General features: G+C 73.5%; 16 protein-coding genes and 1 riboswitch. Of the genes, 12 read left to right on the top strand and 4 right to left on the bottom strand.

Annotation, left to right across the window (positions count from 1 at the left end):
* Positions 1–112 precede the first annotated feature (112 nt).
* The 8 genes from ACQPY4_RS18910 to ACQPY4_RS18945 all read left to right on the top strand — a co-directional run bounded on the left by ACQPY4_RS18910 (position 113) and on the right by ACQPY4_RS18945 (position 6,251).
* Positions 113–637 (top strand): RNA polymerase sigma factor, encoded by a 525-nt coding sequence (locus ACQPY4_RS18910; RefSeq protein WP_433338111.1) that lies wholly within the window; start codon positions 113–115, stop codon positions 635–637.
* The gene (locus tag ACQPY4_RS18915; protein WP_433338113.1) at positions 634–1,416 is read left to right on the top strand and encodes a hypothetical protein; all 783 of its coding nucleotides are present in this window, start codon (positions 634–636) and stop codon (positions 1,414–1,416) included. The genes ACQPY4_RS18910 and ACQPY4_RS18915 overlap by 4 nt, the downstream gene beginning before the upstream one ends.
* A gap of 183 nt (positions 1,417–1,599) precedes the next feature.
* Positions 1,600–2,604 (top strand): type I glyceraldehyde-3-phosphate dehydrogenase, encoded by a 1,005-nt coding sequence (gap, locus tag ACQPY4_RS18920; RefSeq protein ID WP_433338115.1) that lies wholly within the window; start codon positions 1,600–1,602, stop codon positions 2,602–2,604.
* Between the two features lie 72 nt (positions 2,605–2,676).
* A complete protein-coding gene (locus ACQPY4_RS18925) occupies positions 2,677–3,864 on the top strand; it encodes a phosphoglycerate kinase (protein ID WP_433338117.1) in 1,188 nt (395 codons plus the stop codon).
* A gap of 5 nt (positions 3,865–3,869) precedes the next feature.
* Positions 3,870–4,664, top strand: a complete 795-nt coding sequence (gene tpiA / locus ACQPY4_RS18930) for a triose-phosphate isomerase (RefSeq protein WP_433338119.1) — start codon at positions 3,870–3,872, stop codon at positions 4,662–4,664.
* 158 nt (positions 4,665–4,822) lie between these two features.
* A complete protein-coding gene (gene secG / locus ACQPY4_RS18935) occupies positions 4,823–5,056 on the top strand; it encodes a preprotein translocase subunit SecG (protein WP_433338121.1) in 234 nt (77 codons plus the stop codon).
* A 99-nt stretch (positions 5,057–5,155) separates the two neighbouring features.
* Positions 5,156–5,530 carry an RNA polymerase-binding protein RbpA gene (locus tag ACQPY4_RS18940; protein ID WP_433338123.1) on the top strand — a complete coding sequence of 125 codons (375 nt, stop codon included), beginning with the start codon at positions 5,156–5,158 and terminating at the stop codon, positions 5,528–5,530.
* Positions 5,531–5,633: 103 nt separating this feature from the next.
* Entirely contained in the window at positions 5,634–6,251 is a 618-nt protein-coding gene (locus tag ACQPY4_RS18945; RefSeq protein WP_433338125.1) for a class I SAM-dependent methyltransferase, read from the top strand.
* Between the two features lie 36 nt (positions 6,252–6,287).
* Here ACQPY4_RS18945 and ACQPY4_RS18950 read toward each other — a convergent pair whose 3' ends face one another.
* The gene (locus tag ACQPY4_RS18950; protein WP_433338127.1) at positions 6,288–7,085 is read right to left on the bottom strand and encodes an alpha/beta fold hydrolase; all 798 of its coding nucleotides are present in this window, start codon (positions 7,083–7,085) and stop codon (positions 6,288–6,290) included.
* Between the two features lie 83 nt (positions 7,086–7,168).
* Here ACQPY4_RS18950 and ACQPY4_RS18955 point away from each other — a divergent pair, with 83 nt between their 5' ends.
* The gene (locus ACQPY4_RS18955) at positions 7,169–7,873 is read left to right on the top strand and encodes a TetR/AcrR family transcriptional regulator (RefSeq protein ID WP_433338129.1); all 705 of its coding nucleotides are present in this window, start codon (positions 7,169–7,171) and stop codon (positions 7,871–7,873) included.
* A riboswitch (ZMP/ZTP riboswitch) is annotated at positions 7,874–7,961 on the top strand.
* Positions 7,962–8,012: 51 nt separating this feature from the next.
* Positions 8,013–9,278: a serine hydroxymethyltransferase gene (glyA, locus tag ACQPY4_RS18960; RefSeq protein ID WP_433338131.1), complete on the top strand. Its 1,266-nt coding sequence runs from the start codon at positions 8,013–8,015 to the stop codon at positions 9,276–9,278.
* A gap of 1 nt (position 9,279) precedes the next feature.
* On the opposite strand, the gene ACQPY4_RS18965 is transcribed toward glyA, so the two are convergent.
* Together ACQPY4_RS18965 and ACQPY4_RS18970 are read right to left on the bottom strand one after the other, a co-directional pair.
* Positions 9,280–10,056 carry a class I SAM-dependent methyltransferase gene (locus tag ACQPY4_RS18965; RefSeq protein ID WP_433338133.1) on the bottom strand — a complete coding sequence of 259 codons (777 nt, stop codon included), beginning with the start codon at positions 10,054–10,056 and terminating at the stop codon, positions 9,280–9,282.
* Positions 10,057–10,079: 23 nt separating this feature from the next.
* The gene (locus ACQPY4_RS18970) at positions 10,080–11,138 is read right to left on the bottom strand and encodes a GNAT family N-acetyltransferase (RefSeq protein ID WP_433338135.1); all 1,059 of its coding nucleotides are present in this window, start codon (positions 11,136–11,138) and stop codon (positions 10,080–10,082) included.
* Positions 11,139–11,281: 143 nt separating this feature from the next.
* On the opposite strand from ACQPY4_RS18970, the gene ACQPY4_RS18975 reads away from it, so the two are divergent.
* Positions 11,282–11,938 carry a carboxymuconolactone decarboxylase family protein gene (locus tag ACQPY4_RS18975; RefSeq protein WP_433338137.1) on the top strand — a complete coding sequence of 219 codons (657 nt, stop codon included), beginning with the start codon at positions 11,282–11,284 and terminating at the stop codon, positions 11,936–11,938.
* The gene (locus ACQPY4_RS18980) at positions 11,919–13,328 is read left to right on the top strand and encodes an NAD(P)/FAD-dependent oxidoreductase (RefSeq protein WP_433338139.1); all 1,410 of its coding nucleotides are present in this window, start codon (positions 11,919–11,921) and stop codon (positions 13,326–13,328) included. Before ACQPY4_RS18975 ends, ACQPY4_RS18980 begins: the two co-directional genes overlap by 20 nt.
* 9 nt (positions 13,329–13,337) lie before the next feature.
* On the opposite strand, the gene ACQPY4_RS18985 is transcribed toward ACQPY4_RS18980, so the two are convergent.
* The gene (locus ACQPY4_RS18985) at positions 13,338–14,111 is read right to left on the bottom strand and encodes an isocitrate lyase/PEP mutase family protein (RefSeq protein WP_433338141.1); all 774 of its coding nucleotides are present in this window, start codon (positions 14,109–14,111) and stop codon (positions 13,338–13,340) included.
* Positions 14,112–14,158: the final 47 nt, after the last annotated feature.

The raw sequence follows: 14,158 nt of genomic DNA on the forward strand, positions 1-14,158 counted from the left end.
ACGACACTCGCCACGCCCTTTCAAAGTGAACAAAAGGTGAACGAGAGGGCGTCGCGGCGATCGCGTCGGACGTGGCTGTCATCCAGATCGCCGAGCATGTGTCTTAGGTGGCGTGACATCTGTCGAAGAGCTGGGGACCCCCGAAGCGGTGACGCAGTCCAGACCGGAAGCCGAGGAACTGTTCGCCGCGCACTATCCGCGCCTGGTGGGCCTCGCGGGCCTGCTGGGCGCCGACGATCCCGAAGACGTCGCGCAGGAGGCGTTCGCGCGCCTTCAGGGAAAGAGCGCGCTGCTGCGCGACCCGGACCGTGCTCCCGCCTATCTGCGCGCCACCGTCTGCAACCTGACCCGCAACAGGCGCCGCCACCTGCGCCTCGCGCGCCTGCGCCAGCCACCGCCACCCGATCACGTCGCACCGGCGGAGAGCGTGGTGATCACCCGAGAGAGCCACCGGGAGCTGCTGGAGGCCCTTGACCGGCTCTCGCGCAAGCAACGCGAGGCGCTGACTCTGCGCTATTGGCTGGACCTGCCCGACACGGCGGTGGCCGAGGCGATGAGCGTATCGCTCGGCTCCGCCAAGACCCATATCCGGCGGGGCCTGACGGCGCTGCAGAACGCCCTTGGAGGTGCCCGATGACCGGCTCGATCGAGCGTGAGCTGCGCGAGGCCATGGAAAGCAAGGCCGCGACCTACCCGGTGGACCCGAGCGCGTGGGCTCGCGTCCAGGCCCGGGCCGCGCGTCACAGGCGCCGGCGCAGGCTGATCGTTCCGGTCGCCGCCCTCGCGATCGGGGCAGGCGGCGCGGTGGCCGTCGCCGTCGTCCCGGGCCTGGCCCCCGATGAGCCGACGAGGCTGGCCGGTCCCACGGCGCCCGGAGAGGACACCGCGCCCTCCGAGGGCAGCGGACTGAGCGAGTCCGGCGACGCCCTGTCGAGGTTGAGGGCATGCGCTCGCCTGCATGGGACGCCGGCCCCGAAGGCGGTGCAGTCCACTGGGGGGGCGCCTTGGATGGTGGCCGCGCGGGTGGGGCGGCACGCGGGATTCTCGTGGGTGTGGCAGAGCGACCAGAGGACGGCGTGCCGCGGGTACACGTCCACGGTCGCGTTCTCCCGCGCGGGGGCGGTCGAGTACCACGGTGAGAAGGGTTACGGGCAGGTGTTCTGGACCGGCACCGCCGACTCGCGCGCGGTGCGTTTCGAGGCCCGCTTCACCGACGGAACCCGTCTGCGCTTCGGCTGCGACCGGATGTGGTTGTGCGACGGCACGATCTCACCCGACGGCACGACCATGGCCTTCGCCACGCGCCCGTTCACGCACCGGCCCAAGTCGCGTCCGGGAGCGCGGGTCGCGGGCGAATTCATCGCCTATGACAAGGACGGCAAGGCTCTGGGCAGCGCCCGCTTCAGCACTCGCTGAACGGGAAACGGCGGCAGGTCACCCGGCCGGGTGAGGCGGGCTCACCCGGCACATCACTCTCCTCCGGTGTGGGGTCGCGGGCTGGGCATTCGATAGGGTCGTCCCTGGGCCGACGCGCCCCGTTCACGTACGAAACGGCCCGGACGCAGCCCGGGCGAGACGACGCATGAGGAGAGCCGTTCCGTGACCATCCGAGTAGGCATCAACGGTTTCGGCCGGATCGGCCGCAACTTCTACCGCGCCGTCGTGGCGAGCGGAGCCGACATCGAGATCGTGGCGGTCAACGACCTGACCGACAACGCCACGCTCGCCCATCTGCTCAAGTACGACAGCATCCTCGGCCGTCTCGGCCAGGAGGTGAAGGCCGCCGCGGACGAGATCGTCGTCGGAGGCAAGGCCATCAAGGCGTTCGAGGAGCGCGACCCGGCCAACCTCAAGTGGGGCGACCTCGGCATCGACGTGGTCGTGGAGTCGACCGGCTTCTTCACCGACGCCACCAAGGCCAAGGTGCACGCCGACAACGGCGCCAAGAAGGTCATCATCTCGGCCCCGGCCAAGAACGAGGACGTCACCATCGTGATGGGCGTCAACGACGACCAGTACGACCCGGCGTCGCACACGGTGATCTCCAACGCCTCCTGCACCACCAACTGCCTCGGTCCGATGGCCAAGGTGCTGAACGACACGTTCGGCATCGAGAAGGGCCTGATGACCACCATCCACGCCTACACGCAGGACCAGAACCTCCAGGACGCGCCGCACAAGGACCTGCGCCGCTCCCGCGCCGCCGCGCTGAACATCGTCCCGACCTCCACCGGCGCCGCCAAGGCGATCGGCCTGGTGCTGCCCGAGCTCAAGGGCAAGCTCGACGGCTACGCGCTGCGCGTCCCGGTGCCGACCGGCTCGGCCACCGACCTGACCGCCACCGTCGGCCGCGAGACCACCGTCGAGGAGGTCAACGCGGCGATCAAGCAGGCCGCCGAGGGCCCCCTGGCCGGAATCCTCACCTACACCGAGGACCCGATCGTCTCCTCCGACATCGTCACCGACCCGGCCTCCTGCATCTTCGACGCCGGGCTGACCAAGGTCATCGGCGACCAGGTGAAGGTCGTGGGCTGGTACGACAACGAGTGGGGCTACTCCAACCGTCTCGTCGACCTGGTCAAGCTGGTCGGCTCGCAGCTCTGATCGCCGCCACCGCCGTGGTCACGCCTCCGCGTGGCCACGGCGGGCGTGTCTCCGGAAGGACATCGCACTTCGATGCGCACCATTGACGCCCTCGACGTCGCCGGGAAGCGGGTCCTGCTCCGCACGGACCTCAACGTCCCCCTCGACGAGGGGAAGATCACCGACGACGGCCGCATCCGGGCCGCCCTGCCGACGATCACGGCGCTGAGCGAGCGGGGCGCCAAGGTCATCGTCTGCGCCCACCTCGGCCGCCCCAAGGGCGAGGTCAAGCCCGAGTTCTCGCTGGCGCCCGTCGCCGCCCGGCTCGGCGAACTGCTGGGCGCCGAGGTCGCGCTGGCCGCCGACGTGGTCGGCGACTCCGCCCGCGCCACGGCCGAGGGCCTGGCCGACGGGCGGGTCGCGCTGCTGGAGAACCTGCGCTTCGAGGCGGGCGAGACCAGCAAGGACGACGCCGAGCGCGGCGCCTTCGCCGACCGGCTGGCGTCCCTGGCCGAGCTGTACGTGGGCGACGGGTTCGGCGCCGTGCACCGCAAGCACGCCAGCGTCTACGACGTCCCCGCGCGGCTCCCGCACGCGGCCGGCGGCCTGATCGCCGCCGAGGTCGAGGTGCTCCGCAAGCTCACCGACGACGTGGCCCGACCCTACGCGGTCGTCCTCGGCGGCTCCAAGGTCTCCGACAAGCTCGGCGTCATCGACAACCTGCTCGGCAAGGCCGACCGGATCCTGGTCGGCGGCGGCATGGTCTTCACCTTCCTCAAGGCCCAGGGCCACGAGGTCGGCAACAGCCTGCTGGAGGAGGACCAGCTCGACACCTGCCGCGAGTACCTGCGGCGCGCCGAGGAGTCGGGCGTGGAGTTCGTCCTGCCGGTCGACATCGTCGCGGCCGCCGCGTTCGCCGCCGACGCCGAGCACTCGGTGGTCGCGGCCGACGCGATCCCTGCTGACCGGCTGGGTCTGGACATCGGCCCCGAGTCGGGCAAGCTGTTCGCGTCCCGGCTCGCGGGCGCGGGCACGGTGTTCTGGAACGGCCCCATGGGCGTTTTCGAGATGGAGCCCTACGCGCACGGCACCCGCGCGGTCGCGCAGGGTCTGCTCGACTCCGGCGCGTTCACCGTCGTCGGCGGCGGCGACTCGGCCGCGGCCGTGCGGCGGCTCGGCTTCGACGAGAACGCCTTCTCCCACATCTCGACCGGCGGCGGCGCGAGCCTGGAATACCTCGAAGGCACGACGCTGCCCGGCCTGAAGGCACTGGAGGACTGACGCACATGGCTCCCAAGGCCCCTTCCCGCAAGCCCCTGATGGCGGGCAACTGGAAGATGAACAGCAACCATCTCGAAGCCATCGCGCTGGTCCAGAAGCTGGCGTTCGGCCTCAAGGAGGCCGACCACGAGGCCGTCGACGTGGCGGTGCTGCCGCCGTTCACCGCGATCCGCTCGGTGCAGACGCTCGTGGACGCCGACCGGCTCGCGATCGCCTACGGCGCGCAGGACATCTCCCAGCACGCCTCCGGCGCCTACACCGGCGAGATCTCCGGCGCGATGCTGGCCAAGCTCGGCTGCTCCTACGTCACGGTCGGCCACTCCGAGCGGCGCCAGTACCACCGCGAGGACGACGCGACCGTCAACGCCAAGGCCAGGGCCGCGATCGCGAGCGAGATCACCCCGATCGTGTGCGTGGGCGAGGGGCTCGACGTCCGCAAGGCCGGGCAGCACGTGACGCACACCCTGGCGCAGGTCGACGGCGCGCTGGAGAAGATCCCCGCCGACCAGGCCCGCGAGCTGGTGATCGCCTACGAGCCCGTGTGGGCCATCGGCACCGGCGAGGTCGCCACCCCGCAGGACGCGCAGGAGGTCTGCGCCGCGATCAGGGTCCGGCTCGCCGAGCTCTACGACGGCGAGGTGGCCGACCAGGTGCGTATCCTGTACGGAGGCTCGGTCAAGGGGGGTAACATCGCCGGGATCATGGTCCAGTCCGATGTGGACGGGGCCTTGGTCGGAGGTGCCAGCCTCGACCCCGGGGAGTTCGTCAAGATCTGCCGGTACCGCGATCTGCCGGTGTGATCGAGATATCGATTCGGCCGACACATCGGCGTTCTTGCCGAACCAGCCAAGAGTTCGTCGTACCCTTCGTACCGGCGGGCGAACCGTCCGGGTATGAAACCTCGTCCTTGAAAGACAAGCCCCGCTCCGGCGGGGGTGGCCAGAAGAGGCACTGAACAGTGATTATCGCAGCGTCCGTCGTGCTCATCGTCACCAGCCTGCTGATGGTGACCCTCGTGCTGATGCACAAGGGCAAGGGCGGGGGCCTGTCCGACATGTTCGGCGGCGGCATCTCGTCGTCCCTGGGCGGCTCGTCGGTGGTGGAGCGCAACCTCGACCGGCTGACGGTGGCGACCGGGGTGATCTGGTTCGCCTCGATCATCGTGCTCGGGCTGCTTTTCAAGAACGGCTGAGCACGCCAGGAACTGATGCGAACGCCGCGCCGCACTGTGCCAGGCTCCCCAGGGGGCACAGCAGGCGGCGGCGGTGGCAAACAAGCGAGGAGTTAGTCCGTGGGTAGTGGCAACGCGATTCGGGGAAGCCGCGTCGGGGCCGGTCCGATGGGAGAGGCCGAGCGCGGTGACGCGGCGCCCCGTGTGTGGGTGACCTTCTACTGCGCCAACCGGCACGAGACCCGTCCCAGCTTCGCGACCGACGTCGCGGTCCCCGACACGTGGGACTGCCCGCGGTGCGGGTTCCCGGCGGGTCAGAACAAGGACGCCCCCCCGGCGCCGCCCAAGACCGAGCCGTACAAGACGCACCTGGCGTACGTGAAGGAGCGGCGCAGCGACGAGGACGGCGAGGCCATCCTCGAGGAGGCGCTGGCCAAGCTGCGCAACAAGCGCGCCGCCGTCAAGGCCGCGATGGAGGCCGCGGCCCGCAACTGACGCCGCGAATCGTCCCGTTCCGACGGCCCGGTCCCCGCAGGGGTGACCGGGCCGTCGGCGTCCGGGGGTTCCACCGGCCCCGTCCTTTGGTAATGATCAGTGGATGGGAAACGAGCTGTTCGCCCGATACTTCGCGCTCGTCGCGCCCCGCGCAGAAGAGCGCGGCCAGGCCGACCTCCGCCGCGAGCTGCTGGACGGCCTCACCGGCCGCGTGGTCGAGATCGGCCCCGGCAGCGGCCTGAACTTCCGCCACTACCCCGCCACCGTCGACGGGGTGATCGCCGTCGAGCCGCAGCCCTACCTGCGAGCCAAGGCCGTCGAGGCGGCCGCGTCGGCGTCCGTCCCGATCCAGGTGGTCGACGGCACGGCCGAGCACGTCCCCGTCCCCGACGGGGACGCCGACGCCCTGGTCGTCTCCGGCGTGCTGTGCTCGGTGCCCGACCCCGCCACCGCCCTGGCCGAGTTCCGCCGCGTCCTGCGTCCCGGCGGCGTCCTGCGCTTCTACGAGCACGTCCGCGCCGACGGCGGCTTCGGGCGCCGCCAGGACCTCGTCGACGGCCTCTGGACCCGCCTCAACGGAGGCTGCCACGCCAACCGCGACACCCTCGCCGCGATCGAGGACGCGGGCTACGACGTCCAGAACGCCCGCCGCCTGGTCTTTCCCCCGACGGCCCGCGTGTCGGTGGTCGCCCCCCGAGTGATCGGCAGCGCCACCCCCTGACCCCCGCCGATCGCACCGTCCCCTCACCGTAAGGCGCTAGGGCTGGGTCCAGAGGGTGGCGAGGGCCGTGTTGACGGTGGCGGGGTCTTCGACGTGGGGGTAGTGGGCGGTGCCGGGGACGGAGAGGTGGCGGGCGCCGATGCGCCGGGCGGTGACGCGGGCGCAGGCCATGATCGGTTCGCCGCCGCGTTCGCGGTAGGGCTCGGGGGCGCGCTCCCAGGTGCCTGAGATCACGAGTTTGGGCCAGGGGGCCCGGGCCAGGGGGGCGACGGGGATGTCCGCCTCCCAGCAGAGGCGCTCGTCGGCGGCGGCGCGGGCGGCGCGGAGTCTGCGGGGGGTCGGCTCGATCGGGGGGAGGCCGAAGGCTTCGGAGGCGCCTCGCAGGGAGTCTTCGGGGGAGAGGTCCGCGGGCGCGTTGGCGTACGCCTCGCGGTTGAGGCGCAGGGCCTCGGCGACGGCCGGGTCGTCCCTGGCGACCTGGTAGCAGCCGGGCTCGATCAGGGCCAGGGACAGGACGGCCTCGGGCCGCCGGGCGGCGGCGAGCATCGCGCCCACGGCGCCGTAGGAGTGCCCGACGAGGTGGGCGCCCCGGCCGAGGAGGTCGGCGATGTCGTCGGCGTCGGCGAGGTAGTCGCTGGTGAACTCGGCGGCGGCGGGGCTGTCGCCGTGGCCGCGGCGGTCCAGGGCCAGCAGGCGCGCGCGGGCCGCCAGGGGACGCTGGGCCGCGAAGCCGAAGGCCGGGTCGTCCCCCCAGCTCGTCGAGCCGTGGACGAGGATCGCGGGCGGTCCGATCCCCTCGGTGTCGTCCCAGACGGTCACATGCGGGCGGGGCATGGGCTCTCCTAAACGTTGTTTAATGTCTTGAACGATGTATAGGAGAGTCGGTCGGTGTATGTCAATCCGGGTACGGTGGCGTGGTGAGCGCGGAAGAGGGAATCTCGGTGTGGCTGCGGCCCGAGCGGCCGCCCCGCGACCGGCGGCTGAGCCGGGAGCGGATCGTCGCGTGCGCCGTGGAGATCCTGGACGCCGAGGGCCACCGGGGCCTGTCGATGCGCCGCGTCGCCGCCGCGCTGGAGGTCACGGCGGGCTCGCTGTACTGGTACGTCGCCACCAAGGACGAGCTGCTCGAACTGGCGCTGGACGCCGTCCTGGCCGAGGCCGGGCCCGACCCCGGCGCCGCGGGCTGGCGGGAGGCCCTGGGCGCGCTGGCGCGCGGCAGGCGGGCGATGCTGCTGCGCCATCCCTGGGTGCTGTCGCAGCTGGCCGCCCAGCCCAACATGGGGCCGAACGCCCTGGCCCTGACCGAGACGGGCCTGGCGCTGCTGGCCTCGGCCGGGTTCGCGGGCGCCGACCTCGACGCGGCTCTCGCGGCGGTCAACGACCATGTCACCGGGGCGGTGATGGCCGAGACCTCGTGGCGCGCGATGGCGGGACGCGCCGGTTCAGAGCGGTGGCGCGCCCGTATGGACGACTTCGTGCGCGGCGTCGCCGAGCGCCATCCGCTGCTCGGGGAGCGGATGGCCGCAGCGGGGGAGACCGACCTCGACCGCGAGTGCGAGCGCCGGTTCGCCTTCGGGCTCGACACCCTTCTGGACGGTCTGGAGAAGCGCCGTCCCGTATGATGGCGCCGACGCGACTGGCGCATTTCAAGGTGGAGACGACCACCGGGGAGCGAAGCTCGTCCGCACACCGCGCGCCTGGGTGTACGGGCCCCTCGACCGGGGGCTCGCGCCCTCGGCGCTACCAGTGCGGAGGCCGTCCATGCACCAGCCAGCCCTTCCCCATCTGACCGGCCAGGACCCCGACATCGCGGACCTGGTCGAGGCCGAGGCCCGGCGCCAGTTCGAGAAGATCCGGCTCATCGCCTCGGAGAACTACGTCTCGCCCGCCGTGCTGGAGGCCACCGGCTCGGTCCTGACCAACAAGTACTCCGAGGGGTACGCGGGACGCCGCTACTACGAGGGCCAGCAGAACGTCGACCCGATCGAGCTGCTGGCCATCGAGCGGGCCAAGGGCCTGTTCGGCGTCGAGCACGCCAACGTCCAGCCGTATTCGGGGGCACCGGCCAACCTGGCGGTCTACCTGGCCTTCCTGGAGCCGGGCGACACCGTGATGGGCCTGTCGCTGCCGATGGGCGGCCACCTCACCCACGGCTGGTCGGTGTCGGCGACCGGGAAGTGGTTCAACGCCGTCCGCTACGGGGTGCGCGCCGACACCGGACGGGTCGACATGGACCAGGTGCGCGACCTGGCGCTCAAGGAGCGGCCCAAGCTGATCTGGTGCGGCGGGACGGCGATCCCGCGCACCATCGACTTCGCGGCGTTCGCCGAGATCGCGCGCGAGACCGGCGCGGTGCTGGCCGCCGACATCGCCCACATCGCGGGGCTGGTCGCGGGCGGCGCCCACCCGTCGCCCGCCGGGCACGCCGATGTGATCTCCACGACCACGCACAAGACGCTGCGCGGCCCGCGCGGCGCGATGCTCATGTCGACGGCCGAGCACGCCAAGGCGGTCGACAGGGCCGTCTTCCCCGGCCTCCAGGGCGGGCCGCACGACCACACCACCGCCGCCATCGCGGTCGCGCTGCGCGAGGCCGCCGGGCCCGACTTCGCGCTGTACGCACGGCGGATCGTCGCCAACGCCCGGGCGCTGGCCGGGGCGCTGGCCGAGCGCGGGTTCGACCTGGTGACCGGCGGCACCGACAACCATCTGATCCTCATCGACCTCACCAACCGGGGCGTGGCGGGCAAGCCCGCTGCCCAGGCCCTCGACCGCGCCGGGATCGAGCTGAACTACAACACCGTCCCGTTCGACCCGCGCACGCCGTTCGACCCTTCGGGGCTGCGGATCGGCACCGCGGCGATCACCACGCGCGGGCTGACCGAGAAGCACATGCCGCGCCTGGCCGCCTGGATCGACGAGGTGGTCGGCGCGCACGACGACGAGCGGGTGATCGCTCGGGTGGCGGGGGAGGCGCGCGACCTGCTGGCCGCCCACCCGATGCCGGGCTGGACCCCGGCCCCCTGAGTCAGGCGCGGCGCAGCACGGTGATCACACGCCAGGCCTCGGGGGCGTCGACGGCGACGTCCCCGAAGTCGCCGTACCGGGCCACGACCTCCAGCGCGCCCGACAGCCGGATCGCCGCGTCGGTCTCGGGGACGGTCCAGAACCGGTAGGGCACCACGTCGCGGATCACCCGGGTGGTGCCGCCGCCCTCGTCGATGGTCATCGTCACCCGGTCGGGGGAGATCTGGGTGATCGGGTCGAGCGCGTCGCCCGGCTCGCCCCACTGGACGGTGGCGCGCACGTCCCCGCGCTCCACCGTCCACCCGGCGCTCACCGTCGGCTCCGGGCCGAGCCGGTCGCGCGGGTGCGACATCTCCACGATGTACAGGCCGTCGTCGGCGAGGTGCTCGGCGGCCCGGTCGAGATGCGCCACATAGCCGGCGAGATCCATCAGGTGGGACGTCGAGTCGAGCAGGGTCACGATCAGGTCGAACCGGCGTCCCAGGGCGAAGGCCGTCATGTCCTCCTGGACGACCTCCAACGGGACGTCGGCGGCGTCGGCCCGCTCGGACGCGTAGGCGCACATCGCCGGGTGCAGGTCGAGCGCGGTGGCCGTGATCCCGCGCGCGGCGAAGGCGCGCGCGTGCTCGGCGGGCCCGGCGGCCAGTTCCAGAACCGTGGCGGGCTCGGCGCCCCGGTGCCCGCGGCACCAGGCGAGCAGGGCGTCGGTCTCGGCCGCCACGTCGCGGAAGGAGCACGCCAGCTCGTAGGCCCAGGGATCGTCGTAGATTCCGGTCACCCGGCCATCCTGCCAGGGCGGCCTCAGCGGTTCGCGGAGCGCCCGGCCCCGGCGGTGCCCGCCGCGCGGCCGTCCAGACGAAGACGGATCTCGACGATGCCGGGCTCGCCGGTGCGGCGCGTCCGGCCGCCGAGCGAGGTGAGCAGGCGCCGCATCCGCGCGTTCTCGCTGAGCGCGGTCGCGCGCAGCTCGACCAGGCCCCGCTCGCGGCCCAGCTCGACCAGCAGCCCGGCAAGCGCGCGGCCCACCCCGCGCCCCTGCCAGGCGTCCTCCACCAGGAAGGCCAGCTCGGCGACGCTCGGATCGACGACATGGATCAGGTGCGCCAGGGCCAGCAGCGACCCGTCCGGCACCTCGGCCACCAGTGCCAGCCCGTGGGCCGGCTCGCAGAACCGCGCGATGGCCGCCCGCGACGGGTGGGGTTTCGGGCTGAAGTAGCGCATCCGGCGACTGTCCAGCGAGCAGCGGCCGTGCATGGCGCGCACCGCCTCGGCGTCGTCCGGGACCAGCGGCCTGACCACGATCCCGGTGCCGTCCCGCAGCGTGATCACGCGGCGGAGGGCCCGGGGCGCGGCGGTGGTGAGCACGGCGCGGACCAGCGCGTCCGCGCGCGCCGCCTCGGTCGCGGTGAACGGCAGCCCCGCTCGCCGCAACCGGACGGCGCCCCGGCCCCCGACCGGGACGGTCAGCGCGCCGTCCCCGTCCTGGACGGCCCCGGAGGAGACCCACGCCGCCGCGTCGGCGCGCAGGAGCTCGGCCAGCGCCGCCGGCAGCGTGTGCGGCTCGGCGCGCAGGCGCGCCCCCAGCAGCAGGACCCGGGTCGGCTCGTCCACCAGCTCGTTCGGGCGCGCGGTCACCACGGCCGTGCCGACGCCGCCCGCCGCCTCCAGCGCGCGGCGCAGCTCGTCCGCGTCGGCGCCGCCCGGCGGGACGTCGACGACGAACTCGTCCACCACCCCGTCGGTGTCGACCTGCACCGACAGGTCGAGGATGTTGGCGCCGCGCCGGGCCAGCGCCGCCGTCAGCACGGCGAGGCGTCCCGGCCTGTCATCGATGCGGGTACGGATCCGCAGCAGCGGCATGATCTCGTTCCTCCACGGTCGGCGTCCTGTGCCGGCCAGCCTCGGCGTTCCCTGTTACGGAACCGCTACGTCACGGTGAGCCGGGGGTTTCACCTTCTCGCACGGGGTTGAGACGGCCCCGGCGACCGCCTAGCGTGCACTAGGTGATCCACTCTCCGAGCGGTGCGGACGCCCCGGGCGGACGCGCGGGGCGGCGCCTGCCGCCGCTGCATCCGGGTGCGCTGAGCGACGAGCAGCGGGAGGTGTACGACGCGGTGCTGGACGGCCCGCGCACGGCCGAGGCCCCTCCCTACCGGATGACCGACGCCGACGGCCGCCTGCTCGGCCCGTGGAACGCCATGGTCCACAGCCCGTCGGTCGGGATGCCGCTCCAGGAGCTGGCCTCCGCCCTGCGGTTCCGCACCGCCTTCACCCGCCGCGAGCGGGAGATCGCGATCCTGGTCGTGGCCCGGCACTGCCGCTCGGACTTCGAGTGGTACGCCCACGAGCGCGTCGGAGCCGAGGCCGGGCTGACCGTCAAGGAGCTCGGCGCCCTGCGCGCGGGCGAGGCGCCGCTGCTGGCCGACGTCCGCGAGCGGGTCGTGCACGAGGCGGCGCGCGAGATGGCGGCCGACGGCGACCTGTCCGACGCGGTCTTCACCGAGGCCGTGGCCGTGCTCGGCCGGTCCTGCCTGGTCGAGCTGGTCAGCCTGGTCGGCTTCTACACCGCGCTCGCCCTCCAGCTCCGGGTGTTCCGGATGGGCGTGCCGGGCGGCGAGCCCGCGCCCGAGTGGGGCGACGATGGTCCCCCTGGCCGGTGACTTCGCCAACGGGGGCGTCCCCTTCTGGTTCCCCGAGCGGCCCGAGCCGTCACCGCACCTGTCGGGCGCCGTCGCCGCCGACGTCTGCGTCGTCGGCGCCGGGTTCACGGGTCTCTGGACGGCCTACTACCTCAAACGGGCCCAGCCCGACCTGCGGGTCGTCGTCCTGGAGAAGGAGTCCGCTGGGTTCGGCGCGTCCGGGAGCAACGGCGGCCAGATCCTGGGCGACCTGCCCGGCGACCGCGAGCGCTACGCCCGCCGCCACGGCCGCGCCGCCACCGTCGCGTTGCAGCGCGCGATGTTCGGCGCCGTCGGCGAGATCGTCCGGGTGGCCGCGCGGGAGGGCGTCGAGGCGTCGCTGATCAGGGGCGGCGTCCTGCACCTGGCCCGCAACCCCGCGCAGATGTCGCGCCTGCGCCACCGGGTCGCCTCCAGCCGGTCCTGGGGCTGGACGGAGGACGACCTGACCCTGCTCGGCGCCGCCGACCACCGCGAGCGGCTGCGGTTCGACCGCGCGGCCGGCGCCGCCTGGAGCCCGCACGGCGCCCGCGTGCAGCCGGCCGACCTGGTCCGCGGCCTGGTCGGCGCCGTCCGCGCCCTGGGCGTCGAGGTGTACGAGCGCACGCCCGTCCTGCGGGTGAGGCCGCGATCGCCGGTCGCCCCCGCCGCCGCGACGACGTCCTATGGCTCGGTCGGCGCCGAGTACGTGATCCTGGCGACCGAGGGGTTCACCGCCGCGCTGGAGGAGCACCGCCGCGAGCTGCTCCCGCTGACCGGCTCCCTGATCGTGACCACCCCGCTGGGCCCGGACGTCTGGGACCGCGTCGGGTGGGACGGCCGCGAGCTGGTCACCGACCTGGCCCACGCGCCCGTCCACGCCCAGCGGACGGCCGACGACCGCGTCGTCCTGGGCGGGCGCGGCGCCGCCTACCGCTTCGCGTCCCGCCTGGATCCGGGCGGAGCCGTGCCCCCGGACGTCCTCGCGGCGCTCTGGTCGGCGCTGGCGGACCTGTTCCCGCCGGTCACGGGGGCGCGGGTCGCCCACGCGTGGACGGGGATCATGGGCGTTCCCCGCGACGGGTGCGCAAGCGTCCGCCTCGACCACCGGACCGGCCTCGGCCACGCGGGCGGGTTCGCCGGGCACGGGCTGGCCGCCGCCAACCTCGCCGGGCGCACGCTGCGCGACCTGCTCCTGCGCCGCGACACCGAGCTGGCCGCCCTGCCCTGGACGGACGGCCCCGACCGGCGCTGGGAGCTGGAGCCCCTGCGCTGGCTCGGCGTCCGGTCGGTGCGGGGCCTGCTGCGCGCCGCCGACGCGCGGGAGGACGCCTCGTCGTCGCCCAGGACGTCCGTCCTGGCCCGGGCGGCCGGGCGCGTCGCCGGGACCTAGGACCGGCGGTCAGAGGAGCCTCTGGACGTCCTGGTACGTCGGGACCGGCCGGTCGCCCCCGGCTCCGGTGAGGGCCAGCGCGGCCGAGACCGCCGCGCCCAGCGCCGTCCGGTACAGCAGGGAGCCGGAGCTGACGCGGCGCACGCCCAGATCGAAGAGGCGGGCGGGCTCGGTCACCCCGGGGAGATGCAGCAGGTTGAGGGGGAGGTCGATGCCCTCCACCAGCGCGGTGACGTGCCGGTCGTCGCCCGCCCCGGGGACGAAGATCCCGTCGGCGCCCGCCTCGGCGTAAAGGCGGGCGCGGTGCAGCGCGGCGTCGAGGTCCGGGCGCTCCGAGAGCCAGAACGCGTCCGTCCGGGCGTTGAGGAACAGGTCCGGCGCCGCCTTCCTGGCCGCCGCGACGAGGGACGCGTGGTGCTCGGGTGCCCGCGGTGATCCGTCGGCGTGGCTGTCCTCCAGGTTGAGGCCCGCGATGCCCAGCGACGCCAGTTCGGCGGCGAGCTCGGCGACCTGGGCGGGCTCGTCGGAGTAGCCGCCTTCGACGTCCACGGTCACCGGGACGGGCAGCCGCGCCAGGCTCCGGGCGAGCGCCAGCGTCTCGTCGCGGATCGCCCCGGCGGCGTCGGGCTTGCCCGCGACGGCGGCCACACCGAGGCTGGTGGTGCCCACCGCGGGGAACCCCGCCTCCGCCAGCAGCGCCCCGCTGGCGTGGTCCCAGGCGTTCGGCAGGACGAATCCCCGCTCGTGCAGTGCGCGGAAGGTCTGGTTCTTGGTCGTCTCCACACCGCGAATGTAGCCCCGGGACCCTTCGCCACCGGGCGAAGGGTGGC

It is taken from the genome of Spirillospora sp. CA-294931, from assembly GCF_050946795.1.
Taxonomy (GTDB): domain Bacteria; phylum Actinomycetota; class Actinomycetes; order Streptosporangiales; family Streptosporangiaceae; genus Spirillospora.